12 protein-coding genes are annotated in these 12746 nt (G+C 69.6%); 4 read left to right on the top strand and 8 right to left on the bottom strand.

Annotation, left to right across the window (positions count from 1 at the left end):
• Positions 1-311: 311 nt before the first annotated feature.
• The gene (locus tag GT354_RS09420) at positions 312-1124 is read left to right on the top strand and encodes a hypothetical protein (protein WP_202511685.1); all 813 of its coding nucleotides are present in this window, start codon (positions 312-314) and stop codon (positions 1122-1124) included.
• Between the two features lie 258 nt (positions 1125-1382).
• Complete coding sequence (locus GT354_RS09415) at positions 1383-1577, top strand: hypothetical protein (protein ID WP_161355817.1); 195 nt, start codon at positions 1383-1385, stop codon at positions 1575-1577.
• Positions 1578-1638: 61 nt separating this feature from the next.
• On the opposite strand, the gene GT354_RS09410 is transcribed toward GT354_RS09415, so the two are convergent.
• Positions 1639-1857, bottom strand: a complete 219-nt coding sequence (locus tag GT354_RS09410; RefSeq protein WP_161355816.1) for a hypothetical protein — start codon at positions 1855-1857, stop codon at positions 1639-1641.
• Positions 1858-2118: 261 nt separating this feature from the next.
• On the opposite strand from GT354_RS09410, the gene GT354_RS09405 reads away from it, so the two are divergent.
• Entirely contained in the window at positions 2119-2325 is a 207-nt protein-coding gene (locus GT354_RS09405; protein WP_161355815.1) for a helix-turn-helix domain-containing protein, read from the top strand.
• A gap of 71 nt (positions 2326-2396) precedes the next feature.
• Here GT354_RS09405 and GT354_RS09400 read toward each other — a convergent pair whose 3' ends face one another.
• The 6 genes from GT354_RS09400 to GT354_RS09375 form a co-directional block, all read right to left on the bottom strand.
• Entirely contained in the window at positions 2397-4793 is a 2397-nt protein-coding gene (locus GT354_RS09400; RefSeq protein ID WP_161355814.1) for an Orn/Lys/Arg decarboxylase N-terminal domain-containing protein, read from the bottom strand.
• Positions 4794-5021: 228 nt separating this feature from the next.
• A complete protein-coding gene (locus tag GT354_RS09395; RefSeq protein WP_161355813.1) occupies positions 5022-5843 on the bottom strand; it encodes an SAM-dependent methyltransferase in 822 nt (273 codons plus the stop codon).
• 107 nt (positions 5844-5950) lie between these two features.
• Complete coding sequence (locus GT354_RS09390) at positions 5951-6397, bottom strand: MarR family transcriptional regulator (RefSeq protein WP_161355812.1); 447 nt, start codon at positions 6395-6397, stop codon at positions 5951-5953.
• 102 nt (positions 6398-6499) lie between these two features.
• A complete protein-coding gene (locus GT354_RS09385; RefSeq protein WP_161355811.1) occupies positions 6500-7309 on the bottom strand; it encodes a MerR family transcriptional regulator in 810 nt (269 codons plus the stop codon).
• Positions 7302-7838: a VOC family protein gene (locus GT354_RS09380; protein WP_161355810.1), complete on the bottom strand. Its 537-nt coding sequence runs from the start codon at positions 7836-7838 to the stop codon at positions 7302-7304. The genes GT354_RS09385 and GT354_RS09380 overlap by 8 nt, the downstream gene beginning before the upstream one ends.
• 166 nt (positions 7839-8004) lie before the next feature.
• Positions 8005-9648, bottom strand: coding sequence for a GMC oxidoreductase (locus tag GT354_RS09375; protein WP_202511684.1), 1644 nt, complete (start codon positions 9646-9648; stop codon positions 8005-8007).
• A gap of 672 nt (positions 9649-10320) precedes the next feature.
• Here GT354_RS09375 and GT354_RS09370 point away from each other — a divergent pair.
• The gene (locus tag GT354_RS09370) at positions 10321-11391 is read left to right on the top strand and encodes a LuxR C-terminal-related transcriptional regulator (protein ID WP_161355809.1); all 1071 of its coding nucleotides are present in this window, start codon (positions 10321-10323) and stop codon (positions 11389-11391) included.
• Positions 11392-11545: 154 nt separating this feature from the next.
• Here the strand turns inward: GT354_RS09370 and GT354_RS09365 are convergent, their stop codons facing one another.
• Entirely contained in the window at positions 11546-12304 is a 759-nt protein-coding gene (locus tag GT354_RS09365; protein WP_161355808.1) for a DeoR/GlpR family DNA-binding transcription regulator, read from the bottom strand.
• Positions 12305-12746 lie beyond the last annotated feature (442 nt).

Here is a 12746-nt window from a genome sequence, read left to right as displayed (position 1 = left end):
TCGGGGACGGGGGCGCGAACGGTTCGGCCGACGGCGGGTTCGGCGGCGGATTCGGCGGCGGTGACGGAGGCGGCGGCTTCGGCGGCTGGGGCGGTGACGGTGGCGGCGGCTGGGGCGGCGACGGCGGAGGCGGCTCGTTCTGACTCCCGGCCACCCGAGTGACCGAGACGCGGTGCCGACGAACAACCGAGACGCAGCGCCGCCGACCGGCGTCGGTCGCGTAGGCGATTTCGCCGAGCGAGTGGGCGGCGACTCGAAGCGCGGTGGACGTTTCGGTCGAGGCCGAAGGGTCGCGGGTCGAACATGACGTCATGACGCCGCTGCCGCTGCACCCTTCCGTGCTCACCGACCCCGCCTATGTCGTTCCGGCCGTGCCCGACGCCCCGCTCGGGGGCGTCGCCTGGCTGCGTGCGTCGGTCGTACGGTTCAGCCGGGACGAAGCCCATCGACGCAGGCGCCGGCTCGCCGTCGCCGAACTCGCCCGGATCGACCCGGCGGACCTGCGGCGGCAGGCGGCCTCGGGCGCCGGGGGACCGGTGGAGATCCTGGCTCGCGCGCTCGGTCTGCCCAGCGACAGCGACTGCGACGCCGACACCGACGCGAGAACCGACACCCCCACCGTCACCGACATCGCTGCCGACGTCGCCACGGTGGCGCGGTGCTACCAACCCCACATGCCCGTCACGGACGCCGCGGACCGGGCCGTGGACCGGCTGGTACGGGCCTGCGGCGGCATACCGGACGAGGCCACCGCGAACCGGATCGGCCTGCTGGTACAAGCCTGCGACGCCACCAAGGCACTGGCCGCCAACCTGCTCTCCGGCCGCACCGACCCACCGGTGCCCCGTACCCGTCGGGTCGGGCCGGACGGGATCCTCGTCGAGGTCGACCTCGCGGAGACCTTCTTCGGCCTCGGCCCGCATGCCTGCCCCGGCCGGCCCCACGCGATCGCCCTCGCGGCGGGGCAGGCCGCGGCGACGACACGGAAGGCCGGTGCCGGCGTCGGCGCCGAACGGCTTTGCCCCTATGAAGCGAGCGACACGACCACAGCGGCTGCCGTCGTTGTCCGTGACGGCGACACCGACGTGCCCGGAGGCAGCCCGGTTTCCCCACCCGCGACGTGACCCGACTCGACCAGTGGCCCCGAGGCACGGGTGGGCTCGCCGACTCCACCGATCGGCGCATCCCCGTGGGCGGCCCGCAGCGCGCAGGGTGAGGCTGGGCGAGGCCCCGGTTCGCCCGGTGCACCCTGTGACCTGTGACCTGCGCTCTGTGCCTCGTGCCCTGGGCTCTGTGCCCCGGCTCGGGCCGGGCGGCGGAGGTTCGGGTGAGACGGGGGTTCACGTGAGACGGAGGTTCGAGTGATGGAAACGAGCCGGAGGATGCGCGACCGCGCACCGAACGGAAGCAGCTCACCCGTCGTCGGCGGCGTACGCGGGGACGACCCACCTCGCGGCACCGTTCACCCGGCGGCCGTCGCGTTCGTCTTCGCCTTCCTCTTCGCGTTCGCCTTCGCGTTCGCATGCGTGTCCGCGACGATCGTTCGAGCCGAAAAGGGCTTCGGGCGCACCGGCTGACCGCGGCGGACACGGGCCGCCCGGTGTTCGGTGACCTGCCGCGTCGCCCCGGCGGCGGCGCCTATCGATGCAGTGCGTGGCGTAGCGCGTGGACCAGGGCTTCCGGATCGATGCCCGGGTCCAGGTGCAGAACGGGAACGGTCGGCCCGTCCCAGCTTTGATCCGGGCGCGGAGGGGGCTGGGCGGGCTCGGGGCGCGGCGGGTTCAGGAGGCTCAGGGTGTCCTCGATCGCGGTGGTCAGGGTGCTCATTGCCTCGTCGAACGACGCGGGTGCGGTCATGGCCGGTCAACGAGTCCTCGGCACCGGCCGCAACGGTGAGCACCGGCGTGCCATCCGATCGACTGCCTTTGTGTCACTCCCATCGGGCGTGGTCGCGTTGCCGGGCCCGAGGCCGGGGAACGACGCGAACGGCGGCCAGGTAAGGACGCCCGTCGGCCCCGACGGCATGCCCGCGCCACAGCGCTCGGGCCCCTCCTTCCACGTGGTCGCCCAGGTGTGGACGTGTGGGCGGGTGGGGCATTCGCTCGCATGGAACGTGGGATGGAACGGGTCAGGAAGAATCGGCAGCTCAGTGGGGCCGAACGTCAGCGGCTCCTGGTCGAGGTGGCTCGGCTGTACGGCTCGGGTGCCTCGATTCGTGCCATCGCCGAGGCGACCGGTCGGGGCTACGGCACCGTGCAGCGGATGTTGCGCGAGGCCGAGGTCGAACCGCGCAGGCGGGGCGGCGCGCATGGCGCACGCGGGTGAGGGTGACCGGGCCGGGCGTGGCGTTGGTCGGCGACTTCGGAGCGTGAGCCCGCCCGGCCGGTCGCGCGGTCTCAGGCCGGGTGGCCCGTTGTCGTGGCCGGCGAGTCGTCCGCGTGGACGCATTCGATGAGGTAGTCGCCGGTATCCGGGTCGATGGTGACGCCGTGGGCCTCGCTGTGGAAGCCCGGGAAGCGGCGGTCGAAGGACTCCAGGGCGCCGAGGTAGCGCAGGAGTGGGCCGGTCGCGGCGCCGATGTTCTCGCCCGGCATCAGGACGGGGATTCCGGGCGGCGTCACGGTGACCATCGCGGCGGCCACCCGACCCGCGGCCTGGGCGAGCCGGATCCGTTCGGTCCCGCCGCGGACGAGGCGTCGGTAGCACTGCTGCGGTGGGGCTACCGGCACCGGCAGGTCCTGGAACGCGGTGTCCAACAGTTCGACCAGGTTCGCCGCGCGCAGGTGGTCGTGCATGTCCCGGCACAGGTCCCGCAGGGTCTGGGACCCGTAGCGGTGGGGGAAGCGCGCGACGATGTCGGGCAGGGCGACGGCGAGGGGCGTGTCCTGGTCGTGCAGGGCCTTGAAGTCGGTCAGGGCGTCCAGCAGGGTGCCCCATTTGCCCTTGGTGATACCCATCGAGAACAGGACGAGCGTGGTGTAGGTGTCCGTCTTCTCCACCACGATGTTCCGGGTCGCCAGGTAGGCGGTGAGCACACGGGCGGGGACGCCCCAATCGGCCATCACTCCCGAGGCGTCGATGCCGGGGCACGTGAGGGTGACCTTGATCGGGTCCAAGAGGCAGTAACCGGGGCTCAGTTCGCGGAATCCGTGCCAGTCGGCCTCGGGTTCCAGTTGCCAGCACGAGGGTTCGGTACGGAGCAGGTCCGCAGGGGCCTGGTCGAAGTCCCACTGTGTGCCGGTGACGGGATCGGTGACCGTGTCGGGCTGCCAGACGCCGAAGAACCACGGCGGCCGGTCGCCCTCGGCGGCGATGCGCCGGCCCAGGCGCACCATCGATTGGCGGAAGCGGATCGCCTCGGTCACCGCCTCGTCGATCAGCCAGCGTCCCTGCTCGCCGTCCATCATGCCCGCCGCCACGTCCAGTGAGGCGATGAGCGGGTAGAGCGCGGACGTGGTGCCGTGCATCATGAACGCCTCGTTGAAGCGTTCGTGCTCCACCGGGGCCCGCGGCGCGGCGCGTACGTGCACCATCGCGCTCTGCGAAAGCGCGGCGAGGAGCTTGTGCGTGGACTGGGTGGAGAAGACCGTGGGCCGGTCCGGTCCGGTGAAGGTGTCCGGGTCCACCGACATGCCGTAGCGCCCCGCGTAGAGCGGGTGGAAGCGGGCGTAGGCGAACCACGCCTCGTCGAAGTGCACGCGTGGGGTGCTGGGCGCGAGGGTCCGGGCGACCGCGACGGCGTCGTAACACAGGCCGTCGTAGGTGGAGTTGGTCAGCACCGCGTACTCGGCGCCGGGCCCGACGGCGTCGTGCGACAGCGGGTTCTCGGCGATCCGGGCCGCCACCGCCGCGGCGTGGAGCCGGGTCGGTGGCAAGGGGCCGGCCAGCCCGTAGCCGTTGCGGGTGGGGATCAGGTAGACCGGGCGGGCGCCGGAGATGACCAGGCCGTGCAGCACGGATTTGTGGCAGTTGCGGTCCACGAGCGCGATCTCGTCACGGGTGACGCTGAAGTGCCCGACCATGCGGTTCGCGGTGGAGTCGCCGTGCAGGACGAAATAGGTGCGATCGGCGCCGAAGATCCGGGCGGCGTTGCGCTCCGCGTCGCCGATGGGACCCGAGTGTTCGAACAGCGACCCGAGTTCCTCGACCGAGATGGAAAGGTCGCTGCGGAAGAGCTGTTCCCCGAAGTAGTCGAAGAAGGCCCGCCCGACGGGGGATTTCAGGAAGGCGACGCCACCGGAGTGCGCCGGCGTGTGCCACGAGTACTCGTGGGTGTCGCCGAAGTGGCGCAACGCCTTGAAGAACGGCGGGAGTACGGCCTCCAGGTAGGACCGCGCCGCTCGGGCGACCCGTCCCGCGATGAACGACGGCGTGTCCTCCAACGGCCAGATGTAGCCGACCACGGTCTCGGCGACCCACAGGGGCAGGCGTTCGAGGTCGTCGTCGGCCATGACGAGGAACACGGGCAGGTTCTTGAAGCGCCGTTCGACGAGACGCAGCACCGCGGCGCCCCCGGGGTCGCCGGACGTCTCGGGCACCACCGACCCGCCGGATCCGTCGGTCTTCGCCCCGGTGCCGGGCGGTGCCCAGGCGGGCAGGTCCCAGGCCACCACGGCGGCGGCCAGTCCCGCCTCGGTGCGCAGTACCGCCTGGGCGTCGATGCCGTTGCGGGCCCACCGCACCTCTAAGCCCTGCGCCTCCACTTCCGCGCGCACGCGCCCCAGTTGCTCCATTCCGGAGCCGTCTCCGCGAGGATCCTCGGGCAACACGAAGAGAACCGTACCGATTGCCATTTTCGCCCCCAGACGCATCACAGCGAGAAGTCACCGCCGACGATGACAGGCGAATCCGTGAAAAAAGGCTCGATCCGCGGAAAACCACTCTTCGGGGCGAACTCGGCGCGCACCGGCCCGGGAACCCGGCTTTACCGTGCCGGCACCAGGACCGCACGGGTGACCGACGGGACGGCGAGGGCGCGGTGTCGGGCGGCGAGCGGAGCAGCACTTCGCCGAGTCGACTTTCTACGCCGTCGCGGTGAGGAATTGCGTCTGGATGTGGAAAGACCGACCGGCTACCGGCAGTTCGAAGTGGTCGACCGCTTTTATCTCGTCGGCGTCCTTGATCCGCCAACCGGTTTTCTCGAGGAGAGCCGACCAGGCTTCGCGGGAAAGGATGGTATGCAGCGGCCCGACACCGTCGAACATCACATCGTCGACAGTGGATACGACGATATCGGAGTCGAGTCCGGCAGGGTGCACTTCGGCGGTGACAGCCAGGGTGCTCCCGGTCCGAGCGCGGCGGGAAAGCCCGTCGAAGAGTGCCTCGACGTCGCTCGGTTCGAGAAACAAAACAAGGTGTTCGGCGATGAAGAGGGTCGGCCGGTGAGCGTTGTGCCCGGCCCGAGCCAAGACGTCGGCGACATCGCCGGCTCGGAAGTCCACGGCCGCCAACGTGAGATGCGTGGTGTCGGCGCCCATCGTCTCGAGTCGGCGAGCCTTGTCCGCAACGATGTCGGGCAGATCGAGGTCGAAGAATGTCACGCCGGAATGCCGGAACCGCAGGGCGCGGTCGTCGTAGCCGGCCCCGAGGTTCACGACCTGGGGGATTTCCGCCGCTATCGCGGCCAGCACGAGTCGGTCGAAGTACGGGGCACGGGGTGCCAGCAAATCGAGCGACAGCGAGATGTCGGCGGGCTCCCCGCCGAGATCGAGCGCTCGCAGTCCCTGTACGAGCGCCCGCCCGGCGTCGGGGTCCCCCTCGGCGGTGGACGGCCGCTCGAACTCGGCGCGCCCGAGAGCGCAGACTTCTCGGATCAAGGTCAACAGCGGGTTTTCCTGCGTCATGACGATTGCTCCTTTATCGCTGAACGGCGCGTTCGCACACGGTTGTTTGCGCGGCGGCGGACACCGACGCGGTGCGGAAACGGAAGATGATTCGGCGGCCGGGCCGGTTACGAAGTTCCCGGATTCGTCAGATCGGCGGTGATCTTGTCGAGCAAGCTCTGAAGGGCGGCTCGCTCCGACTCGGTCAGCGGTGCGAGGATCGCTTCGTCTGCGGCGACCATTGCCTCGTCACGCCCCGCGATGATCTCGATGCCGGCGGCGGTTGCGAAAACGCGTTTGCTGCGTTCGTCACCGTTTTCGAAGCGGCGTTCAACGAGATTTCGTGCTTCGAGTCCACGCAGGACGCCGGAGACGTTCGCCGCGGTGGTGTGCGTCGCCTGTGCGATGTCGCGCTGGATGGCGCCGGGGTTGCCGGCGAGGTAACCCAGCACGAATGCCTGCTGCATGCTGAGCCCTCGCGACCGAATCCAATCCTGCCCGGCCTGCACCTGAGCCCGATTGATGACCCTGAGTCTTTCGAGGGGGCTGGTGGGGGTGTGTTCGGGCTGGTCCATGACACGACGATATCTATTAAGCCCTTAACAGTCAACCACTTAACTGAATCCTCGCTTCTCCTTCTGCCGCCCTGCACCGGTGCAGGCTGCGGGCCCCGCGCCCTACTCCCAGGTCGCGGTGTCGGGGTCGATGCCGTGGGCGCGCGCGTCGGCGTCGACGATGCGACGAAACCACGTGGCAAGGCTGGGGCGCACGCCGTCGTAGTGGGCTGCGAACGCCGGATCGGCCTCGTACTTGCGGCCGAGGCAGACCTGCATTCGCCTGGTGAGGGGAAAGTACGAAGCGAAGACTTCGCGGTGTCGCTCGACGAGTCGATGGGCTTGCGGGCTGCCGGGTGTGACGCCGGCGTCCATCGCATCCCCGAGGGCGCGGTCGAGGTCGGCCACGGCGTCGGCGACGGACTGCCATTCCGCCGGATCGCGAGCGGCCGAGCGTTCGGCGTACTGCAGCCATTGCGTCGTGTCGCCGTAGCGCCGACGGGCCTGGGCGGGCCAGTCCGGGTCCCACTCGGGGCCGAAGATCGCGGCCTGCTGCTCGATGGTCAGCAGCAGGCCGCGTTCGTGCGCGTCGATCATCCGATCCAGTCCGACGCCGAGTTGCCGGAGGCGGTCGATCCGTTCGGCGACCTGGATACGCTGCGCGCGCAACGCGCCGGACACGTCGGCGGTCGGGTCGTCCAGGACGACCCGAATCCGGTCCAGGCCGAGACCGATCTCGCGGTAGACGACGACGCGGTGCAGGCGTTCCAGATCACCGGCGGTGTAGAGCCGGTATCCGGCGGCCGTGCGCAGCGACGGTCGCGCCAGGCCGATCTCGTCCCAGTGGTGCAGCGCGCGGATGGTGACGCCCACACGCGTCGAGACCTGACCGACGGTCAGGCCGTCGGTGTCGGCGTCGGTGGTATCAGGCATGCTCCTCATTGTCGCCGGGACCCACACTCGGCGGGGTGATCCCGACGGCCGCAAGGTTGCGCGCCTCCTGAGAGTCCGGATCGAACGGCTTCGCCGCCGTGATGACGATCCGTGCGTTCTCCGGGGTCACCACCGTGACGTCGCGGGTGTTCCAGGGAGTGTCCCGGGGGCCGTCGACCGAGTTCGGGCGCAACGCACGACAGGCCTCGACCAGGGGATCGACCTGGCTGAGCACGTACGAGAAATTGACGCTCAACGCCGGTGTCCGCTCCGGAACGCTCGCCTCCGCGACGAGTAGTACGTCCTGGAACGCCCATCGGCGCAGATGTACAAGTCTGCCGGGGATGCCGAACAACTCGAAGAACCCGAGCCCGCGCACCCAGAAGTCCACCGACGCGGCCAGATCGCTCGTGGGGATCGTCACGAACGCGGGCATTCCGTAGATGCCGCGGAACAGCTCCGGCGGGACCGCGTCGGGGCCCGGGGCGGGTACGGGGCTCGTCTCGAACGCGTTGTAGTAGTCACTCATGAGCCACACCCTCCGGCCTCACGTAGCGTGAGGGTCAACCCGGATCGACGGTGGGCCCGGAACGGGGCGGCCGGGCCGGTGTACTCGCCTCACCGGGCGTGGCCGGGCCGCCCCGCTCTTGTGCGCCGTCATGTCCCCGTCGCCGTCAGGGACGGTCAGGGGACGGTCACAGGTCGGTGGCGATGATCTTTTCGATGTTGCGTTCGGCGAGGGCCGTGATGGTGACGAACGGGTTGACGCTGGTGTTGCCGGGGATCAGCGCGCCGTCGATCACGTACAGGCCCGAATACCCGCGCAGGCGACCGTAGTTGTCGGTGGCCTTGTTCAGGACCGCGCCGCCGAGGGGGTGGTACGTGAGGTGGTCGCCCCAGATCTTGTACGTGCCGAAGAGGTCGGTCCGGTAGATCGTCCCCTCCTTCGCGTTGATCTTGTCGAAGATCGTCTTGGCCATGTCGATGGACGGCTGCTTCCAGGACGCCTGCCAGTTCAGGTCGGCCTTGCCCGTCGCGGCGTTCCAGGTGAACCGGGCGCGGTTCGGGTTCTTGGTGATCGACAGGTAGAACGACGCGAAGGTCTCGATGCCGGTGGGCAGCGGGGCGACTTCGGCGAACGCGCCGCCGGCGTTCCAGTTGTCGATGCCGCCGGTGGGGATGGACGCCTGGAGGGCTCCCGTGGGGTCCCAAAGGTGGTTGGCGCGACCGCACATGACGTTGCCGTTGTCGCCCCAACCCTGGCCGATCTCGGTGTTCAGGTTCGGGAGCGCACCGGTGGCCTTGAGCTTGACCAGCAGCTTGCTCGTGCCGACACTGCCGGCGGCGAAGAAGACCTTGCCCGCGGTGACCGTCTTGGTCTGCGTGGTGGCGCCCCCGGTGTCGATCTGCTCGATCACCACCGTGTAGCCGCCGCCCGTCGCGGGGGAGACCGAAGTGACCTTGTGCAGGGGGGAGATGGTCACCTTGCCGGTCGCCTTGATCCGGGCGAGATAGGTTTTCTGCAGGGACTTCTTGCCGTAGTTGTTGCCGTACAGGATCTCGCCGGCCAGCGCCGACTTGGGGACGGTTCCGGCGGCCTCCGCCTTCATGTAGTCCCAGTCGTACACGGTGGGTACGAAGACGAACGGGAAGCCGGAGCGCTGGGCGTGCTTGCGGCCCACCCGGGCGTACTGGTAGCAGTCCGTCGTCTCGAACCAGGACGGATCGATGGTGGCCGCTCCGAGGCCGGCGTTGGCGCGCGGGTAGTAGGTGTTGTACATCTCGTCGGCGTTGACCGAGGGCAGGATGGCGCCGAAGTTCTCGCGTTTGGGGGTGACCGCCATGCCGCCGTTGACGAGCGAACCACCGCCGACGCCGCGGCCCTGGTAGACGGTGATTCCGCTGAACTCCTCGGCGTCGAGGATCCCGGTGTAGCGCTGGATGTTTCGGTCGATCGGGAAGCCGAGGAAGTTGCTGAGCGGCTGCTTGGTCTTGGTGCGCAGCCAGAAGGAACGATTGTCCGGGCTGGTGGTGTTGGCGAAGATCTTGCCGTCCGGGCCGGGGGTGTCCCAGGCCATGCCCATCTCGATCATGTGCACGTCGACGCCTGCCTCGGCGAGACGCAGAGCCGCGACGGAGCCGCCGTATCCGGTGCCGACGATCAACACCGGTACGTGGGCGCCGGAGGGGATCACCGCGGCCGTGGGGGCGGCCTGCGGTGTGGCTGCGGAGGCGCGGCCGGCGAGGGCGGCGACGCCGATTATGGAACCGGTTCCAGCAATGAACCCGCGACGCGACACACCCTCAAGTCCGGTGCTGTGCGTGGTGGAATCGCTCATGTGACGTTCCTCACTCTGGGACGGAGTGGGAACAAGTTCTACGGCTGATCGCGTGGCAAGTCACGACATACTCGTGAGTAACTTGAGGCCGATTCAATACTTGATCCAGTACTTGATCCGGCACTCGGTCCACTTGGTCGCGGAGTGTCGACGCACCGTCACGGGTGACCTTCCGGTCGCGCGGACGGCCGACTCCCTTGTGTGGGAACGGCTTTCGACGGCCGGCGAGATCGGCGCCACGCATCGGGGCGCGGATCGGAGGGACGAAACGACGGCGCCCCGAGGGTCCCGGTCTGGGGCGGGGACCCTCGGGGCGTCGGTTCGGTCGGCGACAGTGGGAAGCGAACGGCGGGGCCACTACCGGCGGTTGCTCCCGAGCGTGCGCACGTCGGCGCCGTCTCCGCGGACCGTGACGGCACGCCACGAGATCCCGCGTCCAGGCCCTTGCGGTTGTGCAGTCTCGTGGCGCGCAGCCGAATCGATGACGATCGGCCCGTCCCGAGCCGGTCACGACGACTCGAAACGCGTTGCCGCCATCTTGACGACTGCGGCCGGTGCGGCGAAATCCCAGATCTCTGGGATGTTTTCGGGAGTCGGCGGTACACCGCGTCGCCCGCGCGAACGCCGATCGCCGTGCGGACACGACCGCTGCCTGCGTGTTACGTTCGCGCCATGGCATCACGCAGCGCTGCCGCACAGCAGGCGATCGAAGGGCTGCGCGAGCTGGCCGGGGAGGCCCGCTCCGCTCCCGAAGTCTTCCGCACGGCCGACCGGTTGCTGCGCGGAGTGCTCGAGTTCGACGCGGTCTGCTGGCACACCACCGACCCGGCGACCGGGTGGGTCACGTCGGTGCTCAGCGACGATCTGAGCCTGGACCGCTTCCACGACGCGGTACGTCTGGAGGTGTGGCACGACGATGTGACCACCTTCCCCCAAATCCGGCGCAGCGGTCTGCGCGCGGACACGCTCACCCGGGCGACCCGCGGGCGGCCCGAAACCAGCATGCGATTCCGGGAGCAGATCGCGCCGGCCGGATTCGGCGACGAAATGCGGACCGTCTTCGACACGCAGGGCGGCATGTGGGGTTGCGCGGCGTTCATGCGGGCGCCGGATCGCGGACCGTACCTCGGGCGGCAACGTGACCTCGCGGACGCCGCCGCCCGACACATCGGGGTCGCGCTGCGCGCCTGCCACACCGCGGCCGCGTGGTCGGACCCGACCGACCAGGCGCCGGCGACGGTCGTCCTCGGCCCCTCGAACACCCTCGTCGCCGCCGACGAGCGCGCGCGGAAACTGCTCGCCGAACTCGTCGACGACGCGCACACCGCCTTGTCGGTACCCACCGCCTTCACCCTGGCGTCCGAACACGCCAGGCGGGCGGCGTGCGGAATACCCGTCTCGCAGGCCATGGTTCGGGTGCGCAACCGCGACGGCCGCTGGTTCGTACTGCACGCCTCGCTTCTCGACGGCCTCGCCGACGGCCACGTCGCGGTGGTCGCGTCGCCCGCGTCGCCGGCCCAGACCATGCCGCTCTACCTGGCCGCGCACGGCCTGACCTGTCGCGAACAGGAGGTCGCGCTGTACGCGATCCGCGGCTACGACACCAAGGAGATCGCCCGCGTCCTGGCGATGACCCCGTACACCGTGCAGGACCACCTCAAGGCCGTCTTCGGGAAGGCCGGCGTCACCAGCCGCCGCGAGCTGATCGCCCAGGTCGTGCTGGGCGGCCATCCGGCGCCGTGAGGTCGAATCGGTTCGGCGGCACGGTCCGGGCGCGGCGACGGGTTCGCGGCGACCGAGCACGCGTCGCGTCGGCGCCGACCCGGTTTCACCGACTCGGCTCGGCCGCGCGGGGTGTGCGAGTCGCCCGGTGGCCGCTGCGGGGCGGGGCTCGGCTTTACACCACGCTCACGCTCACTCCGGCCGCGGCGATTCGCGCCAACTCCCCCTCGGGGGCGTCGCGGTCGGTGACCAGGTGGCCGATGTGCGACAGGGGGCAGATCTTCGCCAGGGTCACCCGGCCGATCTTCGAGTGGTCCGCGACCACGACCGTGTGGCTGCTGCGGTCGGTGAAGGCGCGGTCGGTGGCGGCTTCGAGCTGGTCGTGGGTGGTGCAGCCGTGCGCGGCGCTGATGCCGTCCACACCCAGGAACATCACGTCGGTGTGGTAGTCCGCGAGGGTCTTCTCCGCTATGGGGCCGACGAGTTCGTAGCTCTCGTTGCGCGCGGTGCCGCCGATCACGACGAGGGTGACGTCCTTGTGCAGTATCAGCTCCGCCGCGATGTTCACGGCGTTGGTGACGATGGTGACCGGCCCGCGTTCGGCGAGGATGCGGGCGATCTCGGTGGCGGTGGAGCCGCCGGTCATCCCGACGACCGCGTTCGCCGGCACCAAGGCGGCCGCGGCCAGGGCGATCGCCCGCTTTTCCGGCCGGCGGCGCTCGCCGCGGTACAGCATCGGCGTTTCGAGCCCTATGTTGCCCACCGCCGCCCCGCCGTGCGTGCGGTGCAGCAGGTTCACCTCGTCCAAGTGCTGAAGGTCGCGGCGCACGGTCGCCCCCGAGACCGCCAGCAGAACGGACAGTTCCTCGACGCTCACGCTGCCCTGCGCGGAGACGCGCTCAAGGATGCGCGCGTGGCGCTCGGTTCTCAGCATGTCCGAAGCATAGCCATGCGCTGACGTGCGCATCTCCCAAAGTGACGAAGAACAAAGGGCGTTGCCCCGGTGCCTCGCAGATGTCCCATACGTGTCCCATACGTATCGCGGGCGCTCGCCCGAGGGCACGATCGGGTGATCGGTCGAGTGATCCGAGTGAGCACAGTGCGCAAGAGTGAGCTATTGACATGACGAATATTGCTCGATTTACTGCTGCGACGCCACAGTAGTGCACCAAGGCGCCAAGGTACGCCCCAGCCGGTGGGCGGCGATACGCCGCAAGCCCGGCCACAGTCGCCAGGATGGCAAAACGCATCCGAGGCGGGGACGTACCCCTGCACACGGAGTTCGACGATGAACACCCGACACCCGCGTCGGTCCCATCGATACCTCGCCGCCCCGACGACGATCGTCGCAGGGAACGCGGGTTCGCCGCTCGCCT

It is taken from the genome of Streptomyces sp. SID3343 (assembly GCF_009865215.1).
Classification (GTDB): Bacteria; Actinomycetota; Actinomycetes; order Streptomycetales; family Streptomycetaceae; genus Embleya.
This window is presented reverse-complemented; position numbering and strand designations above follow the sequence as displayed.